Below are 14514 nucleotides of genomic sequence, written 5' to 3'. Positions count from 1 at the left end.
GAGCGGACGTGGACCTTCAGGATGCGGTCATGGTCGTCACGGGCGCGTCCTCGGGCATCGGGGCCGCGACCGCGCGGGCGGCAGCGGCGGCCGGCGCTCGGCTCGTCCTCGCCGCGAGGCGCTACGACCGGATCAGCGAGCTGGCCGCGGAGCTCCCCGACGCGATCGCGGTGCGCTGCGATGTCACGGACGGCAACCAGGTCCGGGCCGTGGTCGATGCGGCGCTCGGCCGGTACGGGCGCGTCGACATCCTCGTGAACAACGCGGGCCAGGGCCTGCATGTACCCCTCGAGTCCGTCGATCCCGACGACTTCCGCGCTGTCCTCGAGCTCAACACCGTGGCGCCGCTCGTGGCCATGCAGGCCGTCCTGCCAGCGATGCGGGCGCAGGGCGGGGGAAGCATCATCAACGTCAGCTCGGGCACCACGCGCCGCCCGCTCCCCGGCACCGGCGCCTATACCGCGTCGAAGGCGGCGCTCGACGTGCTGTCCACCATCGCAAGGGCCGAGTTCGCCGATTCCGGGGTCGTCGTCTCGACCGTCTACCCGTTCATCACCGCGACCGAGTTCCACCGTGTTCTGCGGGCGGGCGCCGGTCCCGTGGTCCGGGCCGGGGGCCCGCGTCCCCAGTCCGCGGAGCAGGTCGCCGAGGTGATCCTCGGCCTCGTCCGCTCGGGGGAGCCGAGCGCGGACCTGATCCCGGTCCAGTTCGGCGGAACCTACGAGGGCTAGGCGGCAGCGCCTCGGCCGAGGTACGCTCCGGCACTCCGGCGAGGCCGCGCCGTCGTGCGCTCAGCCCTGCGGGAGCGGCGGCAGCTTCCCGTCCCGATAGGCCACCGTGCTGCGCTTGAAGATCCCCGCGAAGAGCGAGAGGCCCACATCCGCCATCCCCGGCCGGCCCTGGATCCCCTCCATCACGCCGCGCAGCTCCGCTAGGCTCCGGGCCGCGACCTGGACGAGGATGCGGCCCGAGACGTTCGCGGCCCACCGCGTGATCGGCAGGTCCGCGACGTGGCGTCCGGCTGCCTCCAGCGCGTCAGGGTCGGTGCGGAGTGTCAGGAAGGCCTCGATGGGGTACCCGATCGAGGCGGGGTCCAGGATCGCCCGCACGTACAGCCCGCCGCCGGCGATGAGCGCCTCGAGCCGCCTGCTGGCGGTGGCCTTGGACACGCCCAGGCCGGACGCCAGCTCGTCGATCGTGGCGCGCCCGTTCGCGCGAAGGAGCTCGGCGAGTGCCACGTTCGCCTCGTCGAGCCGGGGCATGCCGAGCTCCGCGTAGCGCGTGGGGTACTGGGTCAGCTCGGAGGCGGCCAGCGCGTCGTACTGGTCGTGGCTGAGGAGGTCCGGCCGCCACCCGGACACGGTGCGGTAGTACTCGAAGATCGGCTCGAGGGAGAAGTCCCGCACGCCAACGAGCCCCGCGACGTCCCGGTACAGGAACGGCCCGACCGCGTCCTGGGTGAGGGAGAGCTCCGCGACGCACTCGCTCCCGCCGGCCAGGGCGCTGACCCAGTGCGTCTCGGGCCGCTCGGCGAGCGCCGTGGCGATGCCCGTCACCGCCGGCGGCGCCGCGCTGACCCGGAGCATGTACAGGTCCACCGGCGCGAGCGCAGGGTTCGGGAACGACTGGACGCGCACCGTGCCGGATGCGAGCAGGCGGTTGCCCCGGCGTGCGACGGTTCGCTCCTGCTGTCCGAGGACCTCGGCGATCTGCCGCCACGAGGCGCGCCCGTTGCGGATCAGGGCGGCCGTGATCTGCCGGTCCAAGTCGTGAGCTGCATGGGCGCCATCCTTTCACGCACGGGACACCCCACCGACCCGCAGGAGGTGCGCCCGCAGTGCTACTTCCCGAGGTAGACGAGCAGCCCGGTGAGCGCTGCTCCCGTGCCGTTGACCACGGACAGCTCGGCGTCCGGGGCGAAGTGCGGCGAGTGGTTGCCGGCCGGGGCCTTGCCGTCGGCGAACTCCTCGGCGCGGAAGCCGCCGAAGGACCAGAACACGCCGGGCACGCCGATCGCATCGCTGAGCCAGCCGGCGTCCTCGGAACCCATCCCCAGCCGCTCGTCCTCGACGGCGTCCTCGCCGAACCCGGCACGGAGGGCCGCTGCCACGCGGGCGGCGTGCTCCTCGTCGTTGAACAGGCGCGGGAAGCGGTTGATCTCGGCGATGGCGGGCTCGTCGATGCCGGAGGCGGCGGCCTCGGCCGAGACGATGCGCCGAATCGAGGACAGGACGTGCTCGCGGGTCTCCTCGTCCGGCGTGCGGACGTTGAGGCTGAATTCCGCGGTCTCGGGGATGATGTTCTCCTTCAGGCCCGCGTGGAAGGTGCCGACGGTGACGACGGCGGGGGTCTGCGGCGCGAGCTCGCGGGACACGATGGTCTGGAGTCGCAGCACCATCGAGGCCGCCGCGACGATCGGGTCGAGGGACTTCTCGGGCTGCGATCCGTGGGCCTGGCGCCCGCGCACCGTGACTCGCCACGAGTCGGCGAGCGCGGCCATGTTGCCGCCGCGGAGCCTGAACGTGCCCGCGGCCTGGGGCATGACGTGCTGGGCGAGGACGATCTCGGGTCGGGGCGCGCGGTCCCACAGTCCGTCGTCGACCATGGCCTTGGCGCCCCAGGCGGTCTCCTCTCCGGGCTGGAAGATGAGCACGAGGGTCCCGGCCCACGCGTCGCGCTGCTCCGCGAGGTACTGGGCGGCGGCCAGTGCCGTGGTGATGTGGGTGTCGTGCCCGCAGCCGTGCATCACGGGCGCCTCGCTGCCGTCGGGCAGCGTCCCCGTCGCCGTGCTGGCGTAGTCGAGCCCGGTGTCCTCGGCGATCGGCAGCCCGTCGGTGTCGGCCCGGAAGCCGACCACGGGGCCGTCGCCATTGCGCAGGATCCCGACCACGCCGGTCCCGCCGCAGCGGAAGTGCTCGATGCCCAGCTGCGTCAACCGGGCCTCGATGGCCTCGGCGGTCTTGTGCTCGATCGAGGACAGCTCCGGCGAGCGGTGGAACTGCTTGTACATCGCCACATGCTCGGCGACGAACTCGGCGGGCACCTCGATGGAGGAGGTGAGGGCGACTGTGGTGGCCGTCTCGGTCATGGTGTTTCCTCTCGGTAGAAGATCAGTGGCCGATCGACGCGGGGGCGGCGGGCGCCTCCGCTGCCTTCGAGCGCGCGAACCACGCCCCGACGATCGAGATGCCGACGGCGAGCAGGGTGCCGTAGAAGCTCAGTGCGGGGACGAGCGGTACGACCACGAAGATGATGACCGCGGAGGTAAGGGCCGCGACGATCGTAGTGCGCACGTTCTTCATCGTGACCACGGCCTGGACGGTGACAGCGCCGAAGACGGCCGGGAGGATGTAGAGCCTGGCGACGGCCACGAGGCCGGGCGGCAGGATTCCCACGAGCCACGTGCCCAGGAGGCCGACGAGGACGATGAGCGTGACGATGTGGATGGCCGCGGCCCCGATGATCGCGGCGCCCGCGATGAGCTCGGCGCGGCGCGTGCCCGGTTTCTCGTCCAGGTCGGCCTGGGCCACAAGGGCGGAGGGCAGGAGCTTGTTGGCGATGTTGCCGATCATGAACGCCTGGTACATTGCCGAGCGGCCGAGGACCGGGTAGTACGAGATCGGCTCGATGACGGCGATGACGCCGAAGGTGGCGACGACGAGGCCGACGGCGCCCCACAGCTCGCCGCCGGAGATGCCGAGGCCGGTGCCGAACGCGGCGAACAGGGCCGCGCCGAGCGAGATGAGGAAGCCGAGGCCGAGCGTGATCGGACCCCAGATGGACGTAGTGCGGTCGAACTGCGCGAGCCCGGCGAGGGAGGCGTTGGTCTTGGTGGACATGGTTCTCTCCTGGGCTCTCTACTTGGCGGTCACGAAGTAGGCGACGACGAGGGCGACGAAGATGGCGATGCCGAGGCCCCATTCCCGCAGCCACGGCTTCTGAGCGCCTTCGCGGCGAATAGGCAGACACCCATGACGGCGGCCGAGACCAGCAGCGTGACGACGTGGACACCGGACTTGACCGTCTCCGCGAACGCGAGGGAGAAGAACGCGCCGAGGAGGGCGGCAGCGGGCACGACCGTCATGATCGCCGGGTTGACCTTGCGCAGCGTCCTGTCCCCTTGGACAGGAGCGGGGTGAGGACGAGCGCCGTGAGCATCCAGACGAGGCCGCCGAGGGTCATGGCCGCGAAGCCGATCGCGAAGACCTTCTGGGTGTAGGTGGGGCCGCCGAGCTGGGCGTGCTGGGTGCCCGCGGCGATGCCGGCGGCCGCGACGTCGAAGGCGGCGGAGCCGACGAGGCCGATGCGGGTGAGCACGGCGGGTGTGGAGAAGAGCGGCAGGAGCGAGATTGCCACGAGCGCGACGGCGAGCGACGGGCCGATCGCGGCGATCGCACCGCGGCGGACCGACCCGGTGACCTGCGCGGTGGTGAGGTTCACGTCTGGCGCGGCCTTACGGATGGCCCGGAGGTAGATCACGGACTGCAGGACGATGACGGCGAAGACGCCGGCCGCCGCTACCCAAAGGATCGGATGGAAGGAGACGGGGCTGATATCTGTCGAAGCCGGATCGACGGCGAAGGGATGCATCGGGACTCCTCGAGTCTCATGTGATGACGGTTTCACAACCTTGTGATCCACGTCATTTCGGATTAATTCCATGAGAAGCCATCGAGTGTCTGAAAGTCAATAGATTGCCAGCGATGTTGTCGATAGTGCTCAACGCCCGGCGCGCCCGGGTGGTGTGCTCGCAACGGCGCGGTCCATCATGGTGCCCATGACCTGGCTTGATGCGCTCCCGCGCGACCCGGTCGCACCGCTCCTCGCGAGCGGACACTCCGCCGTCGTCCACTGGACGCGGGAGCTCCTCGGAGAGCCCAACGCGGCGGCCCGCGCCGCACTGTGGGACCTGCCGGTCCCCCGGCGCATCCTCCGCCGTCAGGCCGAGGACGGCTCGTGGACCTACCCCGGGCGGCGCGCGCGGGGGGCCACCGATTACGACCTGCTCGAGACCTACCGCGAGCTCGGCTTCCTCGTGGAGATGTTCGGGCTCACGCGGGTCCATCCCGCGGTCCGCGCGGCTGCCGACTACGTCCTCGCGCACCAGAGTCCCGACGGCGACCTCCGCGGCATCTACGGGAACCAGCCCTCTCCCAACTACACGGCGGGCCTCCTCGAGCTGCTCGTGAAGGCCGGCTACGCCGACGATCCCCGGGTAGGCCAGGCCTTCGTGTGGCTCGAGGCTTCGCGGCAGGACGACGGCGGGTGGGCCATCCCGTTCCGCACGCGCGGCCTGAGCCTGGAGGCGATCGGCGAGCATGCGCCCGCCGAACGCGACCCGGCAGGCCGTCGTCGCACCTCGTGACCGGCGTCGTGCTGCGCGCCTACGCGGCGCACCCCACACACCGGGCAGGGCCGACGGCGGCCGCGGCCGCCCGGCTGCTCGCGTCGCGGCTCTTCGAGGCGGACGTCTACCCTGACCGTCGCGGCGCGGCCATGTGGACCGAGTTCAGCTATCCATTCTGGTTCACGGACATCGTCTCCGCCCTCGATTCCCTGTCCCGGATCCGTGCAGGCCTCGACGACCCCCGGGTCGAGGCCGCCCGCACGTGGCTGACGGCCCACCAGGGACCGGACGGCCTCTTCACCGGCCACCTCCTCAAGGACCGCTTCCACGACCTGCGGCTCTGGTTCAGCCTCGCCGTCTGCCGCGTGTTGGCGCGGCTCGGCTGACCCTGCCGCGGGAGTGCCGCGGCCCCCGGCCCCGGGGCCGGCCTCGGTAGAGTGGTCCCCATGAGCGAAGGAATCGTGGTCGGCAGCGCGGAGGATCTCGAGGAGGGCACCGCGAAGGTCGTGGAGCCGGAGGAGTCCGGCTTCAGTGAGGCAATCGCGGTGTTCCACGCCGAGACCGGCTGCTTCTTCGCCCTCAACGACAACTGCACCCACGAGGACGCCTCCCTCGCCGAGGGCTGGATCGAGGGCGAGGAGGTCGAGTGCCCACTGCACTCCTCGAGCTTCAGCCTCCGCACCGGCAAGGTCACGTGCCTCCCGGCCACCGTGGACGCCCGGACGCACAAGGTCGAGGTCCGGGACGGGCAGATCGTCCTCTTCCCCGGCACGGACGCCGACCCCGACGCCTGCGCCCAGTAGCGTGCCCGGCACGAGGCGCGCCGCGGGGCACGGGCGGCGGATCCTTGTGGTGGGCGGCGGGGTCGCCGGGTTTCAGCGCTGCGCAGGAGCTCCGCGCCCGCGGCTATGAGGGTGCCCTCACGATCGTCGCGCCCGAGGGCCTCCCCTACGACCGTCCACCGTTGAGCAAGGGCTACCTCCTCGGCACGGAGGACTCTGAAAAGATCCTCCTCGCCTCCCCGGAGTGGTATGCGGAGCACGACGTCGCCGTGGTCGCCTCGCGCACCACGGCCTCGCCTCTCCGAGCCCGGTCCACTCGACGCGGCACCCCCTCGCGCCGAGCCTCCCCCTCGCTCCCCGGAGCCCGCCCCAGATCACGCTCGACGACGGCACCCGCCTCCCGCGAGCGCCTCCTCCTCGCAACGGGCGGCACCCCCCGGCGGCTGCACATCCCCGGCGGGGAGCTCTCCGTCACGCTCCGCTCCCGCGCCGATTCCGACGCGCTCCGCAGCGCGCTCGGCGCGGGCGTGCGGGTCACGATCGTCGGGGCCGGGCTCATCGGTGCGGAGGTCGCCTCGGCGGCGGCGTCGCTCGGCGCGGAGGTCACGCTCATCGACCCCGTCGAGACCCCGCTCGCACCCGCCGTCGGCGAGGACCTGGCACGGCGCCTGCACGCGATGCACGCCGAACGCGGGGTCCGCACCGTGGTCGGGCTGCCGGCGGCGATCGAGCGCTCGTCGGAGTCCGCGCACGACGGCGCCGGGTTCCTCGTCCGGCTCGCCGACGGTTCCGCCGTGGACGCGGACCTCGTCCTGACGGCTATCGGCATCACGCCGGACACGGCCCTCGCTGAGGCCGCCGGCCTCGACGTCGACGACGGGATCCTCGTCGGCCCCGACGGCGCGACGTCGGATGCGGCTGTCTTCGCGGCCGGCGACGCCACGCGCTTGCGGCGATCGGGCGGCGTCGTGCGCGAGGAGCAGTCCGCGCCGGCGCCCCAGCGCCGGGCCGAGCACTGGGAGGCCGCGGTGCGCTCGGGCCAGGCCGCCGCGGCTGGCCTCCTCGGGGAGGCGCCGCCCGAGTTCGGCGCGGCCTGGTTCTGGTCGGACCGGTACGGCGTGCACGCCGAGGCCGTCGGCACCATGGATCCACGGCAGGCTCCCGGCGCCCGGACCGTGCCCCGCGTCGCGGACGGGGTTCCGGTGGCCGCGTTCCTCCTCGGCGAGGATGGGCACCTTCTCGGATGCGCCGCGATCGACCAGCCGCTCATCGTCCGGGCGGCGCGGCGCATCATCGACCGCGGGATCGTCCCGGACCCCGGGCGCCTCTCGGATCCCTCCGTGGATCCCCGCAAGCTCGCCAGGTAGCCCGGCGCACCACCAACGTCTGAGGGTCACCTCCTGAAGGTCACCTCCTGAAGGTCACCTCCTGTGGGCCGCCACCCACGGGAGCTGACCTTCAGGAGGTGACACCCAGAACCTGACCCCCAGACGTCGGGATGCCTACTGGGCGAGCGCCTCGATCTGGGCCTTCGCCGTCGGGTCGGAACCCTTGAGGAACTCGTCGATCCGTTCGGTCTCACCGGCCTCGCCGATCGCCGCGGCGGCACGACCCAGGGCATAGAGCGCGCGCAGGAAGCCGCGGTTGGGCTCGTGCTCCCACGGCACTGGGCCCGCGCCGCGCCAGCCGCTCTTGCGCAGCGCATCGAGGCCGCGATGGTAGCCCACGCGGGCGTAGGCGTAGGACTCGATCGTGCGGCCCTGAGCCCACGCCTCGTCGGCGAGGACGGCCCACAGGAGCGAGGACTGCGGGTAGTCCGCCACGAGCTCCTCTGCCGACTCGCCGAGGGCGAGGCCGCGGTACACCTCGTCCTCGGCGGGGAGCCGTGTGGGCTCCGGGCCGAGGAGGTTGGTGCGGAACTCGTCGCTCACTTGATGGTCTTGCCGGCGGAGCCGAGCTGCTGGGCGGCCTCGACGACTCGGGCGGCCATGCCGGCCTCGGCGGCCGCGCCCCAGACGCGGGGGTCGTAGGCCTTCTTGTTCCCGACCTCGCCGTCGACCTTGAGCACGCCGTCGTAGTTGGCGAACATGTGCCCGGCCACCGGGCGGGTGAACGCGTACTGGGTGTCCGTGTCGATGTTCATCTTGACCACCCCGTACGAGACCGCGTCCGCGATCTCCTGCGCGGACGAGCCCGACCCGCCGTGGAACACCAGGTCGAACGGGCGGTCCCTGCCGACCTTCGCCCCGACCTGGGCCTGGATGTCCTTGAGGATCTCCGGACGCAGCTTGACGTTGCCCGGCTTGTACACGCCGTGGACGTTGCCGAAGGTCAGCGCCGTGATGTACCGGCCGTCCTCCCCCGTGCCCAGGGCCTCGACCGTGGCCAGGCCGTCCGCGACGGTGGAGTAGAGCTTGTCGTTGATCGCGTTCTCCACCCCGTCCTCCTCCCCGCCCACGGCGCCGATCTCCACCTCGAGGATCATCTTCGCCGCCGCCGTGCGCGGCAGCAGCTCCTTGGCGATGCGCAGGTTCTCCGCAAGGGTCTCGGCCGAGCCGTCCCACATGTGCGAGTTGAACAGCGGGTCCCGGCCGGCCTTCACCTCCGCCTCCGAGGCGGCCAGCAGCGGCAGGACGAACCCGTCCAGCTTGTCCTTGGGGCAGTGGTCCGTGTGCAGGGCGATGTTCACCCCGTACCCCCTGGCGACCTCCCGGGCGAACGCCGCGAAGCCCAGGGAGCCGATGACCATGTCCTTCACCGACGCACCCGACCAGTACGCCGCACCCCCCGTGGAGACCTGGATGATGCCATCCGAGCCCGCCTCCGCGAAGCCACGGACCGCAGCATTGAGGGTCTGCGACGAGGTCACATTCACCGCAGGGAACGCATACCCGCCGGCCTTGGCGGAGTCGATCATCTCGGCGTACTTCTCAGGGGTGGCGATAGGCATGGAGTGCTCCTCGACATGGCTCGATTGGGTTCACGCAGGTCAGCGTGTAGGGGCCACTGCCCATCCTAGCGAGCCGATGCCGCTCGCGATTGTTTGACGTTTGGATCGAAGACAACTCTAGTCAACCAGTGCCATAAACACTTATTATGGGAACATATATCCGAACAAACTAACGGGGGGTGACCGATGGTTCAGATGCAGCTCCAGGAACTCCGGCCGCCCGCCGAGACGCTAGCGTTCAGCTCGCTCGATCCCGCGGCGCTGCCGGGAGTGTTATGGATCGACCCGACGGCCCTGACCACCCCTGCCGGCGCTGCCCGGGTCCTGCGCGCCTTCGCCGACTTCGATGCCTTCAGCGCTGCGGCGAAGGCCTTCCTCATCAACCACATCGGCCAGCAGATCGCCGAGGAGCCGCTCGAGGGGAGGGACGGTCAGCCCACCCGGCTTGGCGGCGAGGTGGCCCATGCTGTGACTGTCTCGGAGGTCGCGGGGCTCCTGAACCTGTCCGAGGCGGCTGCAGCGCGGGCGGTGAATTTCGCCGACGCCCTGCTCACGGTCCACCCGGCGGTCCACGAGGCGCTCCTGTCCGGGGGCATCACCGAGGCCCATGCGAAGGTCATCGTCGACCAGGCGGCGACCCTCCCGGCGGAGGCCGCCGAAATGTTCGGGATGGAGGCCCTGTCACGCCTCCACACCCGCAAGGGCCACCCGCGCACCCCCGGCGAGCTCCGCAGCATCCTGCGAGCGCTGCGGGAACGTCTCCACCCCGAGTCGATCACACACCGGAACGCCGCGGCGCGCGCCGACCGCGGCATCTGGCTCCAGCCCGAGCCCGACGGCATGTGCACGCTCACAGCGCTCCTGCCGGCGGAGATCGGGCACGCCGTGTACCGCCGCATCGACTCGATCGCGCAGTCGGCCCACCGTCAGGACGGCGAGCACCGCACCACGCCCCAGCTTCGGGCCGATGTCCTCGCCCAGCTCGCACTGACCATCCCCGCGCCATCGGGCCCCGCCACCGACCACGGGATTGCTGCGGATTCCGGGGCGGGCAGGCCGGCGGGCAGGCCGGAGGGCCGGCCGGAGGGCAGGCCGGAGGGCAGGCCGGAGGGCCTCGATGGAAGCCTGGATGGACTCGCTGTGCCCGTCCGGATCGCCGAGAACCTCACGGACCTCATCCGCGCGGACGTCGTCGTCCACCTCACGCCGCGAGTCCTGCTCGGTCCGCCCGGTACCGACGACGTGGCCGAACTCGAAGGGCACGGCGTCATCGATGCGCGCACGGCCCGCCAGCTCGCCGCCGCGGCGCCCACGTGGACGCGGCTCTGGACGGACGATGACGGCGTCCCGCTCAAGCTCGCCCGCACCGCCTACCGCCCGACGGCGGGGCTCAGGAAGTTCATCGCCTACCGGGACGGCACATGTGTCGTGCCCGGATGCACCCGCGCCGCGCACCGCTGCGAGGTGGACCACACGGTCGAATGGCAGGACGGCGGAACCACGGGCGCTGAGAACCTTGCCCTCCTGTGCCCGAAACACCATGCGCTCAAGTCCCTCGCGCTGTTCCGCCTCCGCCGCGGCAGCCCCGATGGCAGGGCACCGGACGGCGGGCTCGTCTGGGAGACGCTCCTCGGGTACAGCTACCCCGCCGAGCCGCAGGACCGTGACCACATCCTGGGTCCCAGCCCCGCCGCGCTGCCGATCAAGGAGGCTCCACCCGAACCGCGCGCGAACTCCGGAACCTCCGCTGATCCGCCGGAGCCGGCGCCCTGCCACGGCGCGCAGTTGTCTCGCGACGACCCGCCCCCGTTCTGAGTCTTCCGAGCACAGGCCGGAGACGCAGGCGAGGCGCACGACGGCGGTGTGTGCCGCCGTCGTGCGCCTCGCCGAGAGTGCAGATGAATCAGTGCTGGGCCGCGACCTGCTGGGCGAATTCCTCGGTCATGCTGCCGACGCCGGTGGAGTCGTCGTAGCCAGTGGCCGTGGTGAGCGAAGTGTCGTGGCCGAGGGTGGCCATCCACGTCAGGCCCGTGTCCGGGTAGGCGCGGACCAGATTGAGGGGCGTCGCCGGGGTGGCTGGGACGTCCCGCATGGCCGCGTTGGGCGCCTTGGCGGCCACGTAGATCGTCGGGTTGGCGAACCCGATCCGCTTGCCCGCCGCCGCCTGCGCGCTCGCCATGAGACCGGCCGTGAGCGGGCATGACAGTGAGGTCCCGCCGATCCGCTCCTCGAGGTAGGCGCCGGTGTTGAGCGAGTGGTCGTTCGAGATGGGGCTGAAGCCGATCTTGAAGCCGGTCCACGTGTCCGCGAGGGCCGAGACGTCGGGAGAGACGCGCTTGCCCTGTGCGAGGCTGGCGGGCACCGTCCCCGCTTGGTAGGCAGGCTGCGCGAAGGCTGCGCTGACGCCGCCGCCCGCGCCGTACTGGAAGACGCCGGGGAGAGCGCCGGCATAGGCGAGGGAGCCGTCGGCCTGGGTGACGATCCGCTGGCGGGTGGTGCCCCATGAGGTCTCGAACAGGTAGCGGTTCGACTTGTCCAGCGCGAGGCTCGTTCCGCCCACCGACGTGACGTACGGCGAGCTGGCGGGGAAGTCCGGCGAGGTGTAGCCGAGCGCGGCCTTCTCGTCGCCGCTGTCCCCGCTGGAGAAGTACAGGCCGATGCCCTCGGCCGCAGCCTGGAGGTGCTGGTGGACTTCGCCGGCCAGGACGTCTGCCGGAACGGCCTCGCCCACGTAGCCGTAGCTGTTGCTCACGACCGTGGCGAGCTGGCCGTCGAGGACCTTGGACATCGCGATGTCCAGGCCGCCGCCGCAGTTCCATCCGCCCACGTAGGTGATCGATGCGGCGGGTGCGGTCGAGTGGACGGCCTCGACGTCGAGCGCCTCCTCGCCCTGCCAGCCGCTGGGTTGGCCGCACAGCGTCTGGTCGTAGTACACGCTCGGGAGCACCTCGCGGTAGGTGCTCGAGGTCAGGGCCGGGAGCCCGTGCAGCGACGAGTACTGGTTGGCGTCCGCGAGCATGGTCGGGGCAGCGAACGCGTCGATGATCGCGACCGTCTGGCCCGCGCCAGCGGTGGAGTTCATCGTGACGCCGTCGCCGAGCCCATAGGCCGACTGGATCTGCCCCGGGGTGTAGCCGCACAGGACGGTGGGGGCCGACGTCGCGCCGCTCTGCGTCGCGGGGACCGTGACCTCGTTCTCGTCCCAGTAGTGCGAGCAGGGCGTGGCCACCGGAACCGGGGACACCTTCCCGTTCGGCGTGGCACCGCTCCCGTCCCCGGTGTTGTCGGGCCGTGTCAGGAGGCGCCCCTGGTCGAGGCTCACGGCAGCGACCGCGTCCGCGATGTCACCGGGAACCGTCGGCGCACGGTCAGGTCCGATCAGATCGGTGCCTTGGAAGGAGTACGTCTGCTCCGCGACCTGGAACGCCGTGTTGAGCTGCGCCACCGTGCCCCTGAACACCACGTACATCCCGCTGTCCGGCACGCCCGTGACCACCATGCCCTGCGCCTTGATCCACGAGACGACCGCATCCGTGCTCGCCTGGGCCGGGGCGAACCGGGCCTTCCAGTCCGCGGCGCTCAGGTACTGGCCGTACGAGGAGCTGCCCGGGGTGGACACCGCCGTCGCGAACGACTCGGCCCCAGACTGGTCTGGCAGGTTGAGGTAGATCTCGGCCTCTACCGTCGTGTTGCTCAGCGGAATGCCGGTCTTGGCCCGCGCCCCGGCCCACGACGGGACCGACCCCGGGAACGACTTGGCACTCTTGGGTGGCGGGCCCGGTGGGGCGGCCGCCGCCGTCGTCGCCACGAGCCCGAGGACGCAGCCCACAGCCGCGGTGGCGGCGAGGGCGCGCAGGGAAAGACGTTGAAGACCGTGGTGTGGTGCCATGCTTCTGCTCCCGTTCCGCCGGTCGTCCCGATGCGGCCGGCTGGAGCGAGACTAGTTCTGAAAGAACCATGACTGGGAGTGTCCACTAGCTGGGAGTTCACCATGAATTTGGCGCCTCCCTGGCCACCCGGTAGGCTGGGCCGCACGCAGGGGAGTATCCCAAGCGTTGCACACGTCAGCACGTCGGGCGCCGGAGCCCGGCCGGGTGCAGCGGCCATCCACAGTGTTCCAGGGTGGTGGAGAGACTTGTGGCGATAACGCCTACCTGCGAAAGGGACTTCGATGTCCGTCTCCCCCCTCGTCTGGGGCATCACCATCGTGGTGATCCTGGCCCTCTTGGCCTTCGACTACTTCTTCCACATCCGCAAGGCGCACGTGCCCTCGCTCAAGGAAGCGGCCGTGTGGTCCTCCATCTACGTGGGCGCGGCAATCCTGTTCGGCATCATCCTGCTCGTGTTCGGCGGGACCACCATGGGCGGCGAGTACTTCGCCGGCTTCATCACCGAGAAGGCCCTCTCGGTGGACAACCTCTTCGTGTTCCTCGTGATCATGGCGAGCTTCCGGGTCCCCCGCGAGGACCAGCAGAAGGTCCTCCTGTTCGGCATCGTGTTCGCCCTGATCGCCCGCTCGGCCTTCATCTTCGCCGGCGTGGCGCTCATCAACGCGTTCTCATGGGTCTTCTACCTCTTCGGCATCATCCTGCTGATCACCGCCGGCAACCTGCTCAAGGGCGAGGACTCCGGTGAGGACGAGGCGGACAACTTCATCATCCGGCTGGCCCGCAAGTTCTTCCACACGTCCGAGCACTACGACGGCGACAAGCTCTTCACCCATGAGAACGGCAAGCGCGTCCTGACCCCGATGCTGCTCGTGATGGTCGCCATCGGCGGCACGGACCTCCTGTTCGCCCTGGACTCGATCCCCGCGATCTTCGGCCTCACCCAGAACCCGTACATCGTGTTCACGGCCACCGCGTTCTCCCTCATGGGCCTGCGCCAGCTCTTCTTCCTCCTCGACGGGCTGCTGGACCGCCTCATCTACCTCTCCTACGGGCTGGCAGCGATCCTCGCGTTCATCGGCGTGAAGCTCGTCCTGCATGCGCTGCACGAGAACAACCTCTGGTTCATCAACGGCGGCCAGCACGTGGAGGTCTTCGAGATCACCACGGGACTGTCGCTGACCGTGATCATCGGCGTCCTGCTCGTGACGATCGTCGCCTCGCTGTACAGCAAGGCCGGCAAGGCGCACGCGGCGGTCAACAACGCCCGACGCCACGCCGAGAGCTACCTCGACCTCGGGTACACGGCGGACGCTGCCGAGCGCGAGCGCGTCTACCGGGAGCTCGTCGACGAGGAGCGGGACATCGCGCAGATGGACGTCAAGTACCGCGACAAGGTCAAGGATATCGAGGCCATCCGCGCCAAGGTCGCCGAGGCCCACGCCCGCCACGCGGAGTTCACCGCGCGCTGACCACCGTGGTCTGCTGAGGTCAGAACCACGCACGACGGCGGGCCGGTCGCCTCAGGTGACCGGCCCGCCGTCGTGC

At 70.8% G+C, this 14514-nt stretch carries 13 protein-coding genes and 1 pseudogene; 7 read left to right on the top strand and 7 right to left on the bottom strand.

Annotation, left to right across the window (positions count from 1 at the left end):
- Positions 1 to 8: 8 nt before the first annotated feature.
- Positions 9 to 731 carry an SDR family NAD(P)-dependent oxidoreductase gene (locus SCMU_RS02400; protein ID WP_229231385.1) on the top strand — a complete coding sequence of 241 codons (723 nt, stop codon included), beginning with the start codon at positions 9 to 11 and terminating at the stop codon, positions 729 to 731.
- 60 nt (positions 732 to 791) lie between these two features.
- Here SCMU_RS02400 and SCMU_RS02395 read toward each other — a convergent pair whose 3' ends face one another.
- From SCMU_RS02395 to SCMU_RS02375, 4 genes and pseudogenes are all read right to left on the bottom strand, one after another.
- Positions 792 to 1766: an Lrp/AsnC family transcriptional regulator gene (locus SCMU_RS02395; protein WP_229231384.1), complete on the bottom strand. Its 975-nt coding sequence runs from the start codon at positions 1764 to 1766 to the stop codon at positions 792 to 794.
- Between the two features lie 74 nt (positions 1767 to 1840).
- Positions 1841 to 3088, bottom strand: a complete 1248-nt coding sequence (locus SCMU_RS02390) for an amidohydrolase (RefSeq protein ID WP_229231383.1) — start codon at positions 3086 to 3088, stop codon at positions 1841 to 1843.
- 22 nt (positions 3089 to 3110) lie between these two features.
- Complete coding sequence (locus SCMU_RS02385; protein WP_229231382.1) at positions 3111 to 3839, bottom strand: hypothetical protein; 729 nt, start codon at positions 3837 to 3839, stop codon at positions 3111 to 3113.
- A 29-nt stretch (positions 3840 to 3868) separates the two neighbouring features.
- Positions 3869 to 4590, bottom strand: a pseudogene (locus SCMU_RS02375) (DUF5058 family protein).
- A 187-nt stretch (positions 4591 to 4777) separates the two neighbouring features.
- Between SCMU_RS02375 and SCMU_RS02370 the strand changes: the two are divergent.
- The 4 genes from SCMU_RS02370 to SCMU_RS02355 are packed head-to-tail and all read left to right on the top strand — an operon-like array spanning position 4778 to position 7496.
- On the top strand, positions 4778 to 5365 hold the full coding sequence (locus tag SCMU_RS02370) for a prenyltransferase/squalene oxidase repeat-containing protein (protein ID WP_229231378.1): 588 nt from the start codon (positions 4778 to 4780) through the stop codon (positions 5363 to 5365).
- Positions 5362 to 5733: a hypothetical protein gene (locus SCMU_RS02365; RefSeq protein WP_229231377.1), complete on the top strand. Its 372-nt coding sequence runs from the start codon at positions 5362 to 5364 to the stop codon at positions 5731 to 5733. Before SCMU_RS02370 ends, SCMU_RS02365 begins: the two co-directional genes overlap by 4 nt.
- A 60-nt stretch (positions 5734 to 5793) precedes the next feature.
- The gene (locus tag SCMU_RS02360; RefSeq protein WP_229231376.1) at positions 5794 to 6150 is read left to right on the top strand and encodes a non-heme iron oxygenase ferredoxin subunit; all 357 of its coding nucleotides are present in this window, start codon (positions 5794 to 5796) and stop codon (positions 6148 to 6150) included.
- Positions 6042 to 7496, top strand: coding sequence for an NAD(P)/FAD-dependent oxidoreductase (locus SCMU_RS02355; RefSeq protein WP_229231375.1), 1455 nt, complete (start codon positions 6042 to 6044; stop codon positions 7494 to 7496). The genes SCMU_RS02360 and SCMU_RS02355 overlap by 109 nt, the downstream gene beginning before the upstream one ends.
- Positions 7497 to 7631: 135 nt before the next feature.
- Here the strand turns inward: SCMU_RS02355 and SCMU_RS02350 are convergent, their stop codons facing one another.
- Both SCMU_RS02350 and fbaA read right to left on the bottom strand, forming a co-directional pair.
- Positions 7632 to 8060: a DUF3151 domain-containing protein gene (locus SCMU_RS02350; RefSeq protein ID WP_229231374.1), complete on the bottom strand. Its 429-nt coding sequence runs from the start codon at positions 8058 to 8060 to the stop codon at positions 7632 to 7634.
- Positions 8057 to 9079 carry a class II fructose-bisphosphate aldolase gene (gene fbaA / locus SCMU_RS02345; RefSeq protein ID WP_229231373.1) on the bottom strand — a complete coding sequence of 341 codons (1023 nt, stop codon included), beginning with the start codon at positions 9077 to 9079 and terminating at the stop codon, positions 8057 to 8059. Before fbaA ends, SCMU_RS02350 begins: the two co-directional genes overlap by 4 nt.
- A gap of 195 nt (positions 9080 to 9274) precedes the next feature.
- Here fbaA and SCMU_RS02340 point away from each other — a divergent pair, with 195 nt between their 5' ends.
- The gene (locus tag SCMU_RS02340) at positions 9275 to 10894 is read left to right on the top strand and encodes an HNH endonuclease signature motif containing protein (RefSeq protein ID WP_229231372.1); all 1620 of its coding nucleotides are present in this window, start codon (positions 9275 to 9277) and stop codon (positions 10892 to 10894) included.
- Positions 10895 to 10982: 88 nt separating this feature from the next.
- Here SCMU_RS02340 and SCMU_RS02335 read toward each other — a convergent pair whose 3' ends face one another.
- Positions 10983 to 12968: a S53 family peptidase gene (locus SCMU_RS02335; RefSeq protein ID WP_229231371.1), complete on the bottom strand. Its 1986-nt coding sequence runs from the start codon at positions 12966 to 12968 to the stop codon at positions 10983 to 10985.
- A gap of 282 nt (positions 12969 to 13250) precedes the next feature.
- Here SCMU_RS02335 and SCMU_RS02330 point away from each other — a divergent pair, with 282 nt between their 5' ends.
- Positions 13251 to 14438 carry a TerC family protein gene (locus tag SCMU_RS02330; protein WP_229231370.1) on the top strand — a complete coding sequence of 396 codons (1188 nt, stop codon included), beginning with the start codon at positions 13251 to 13253 and terminating at the stop codon, positions 14436 to 14438.
- Positions 14439 to 14514 lie beyond the last annotated feature (76 nt).

The sequence above is a fragment of the Sinomonas cyclohexanicum genome (assembly GCF_020886775.1).
Lineage (GTDB): Bacteria > Actinomycetota > Actinomycetes > Actinomycetales > Micrococcaceae > Sinomonas > Sinomonas cyclohexanicum.
This window is presented reverse-complemented; position numbering and strand designations above follow the sequence as displayed.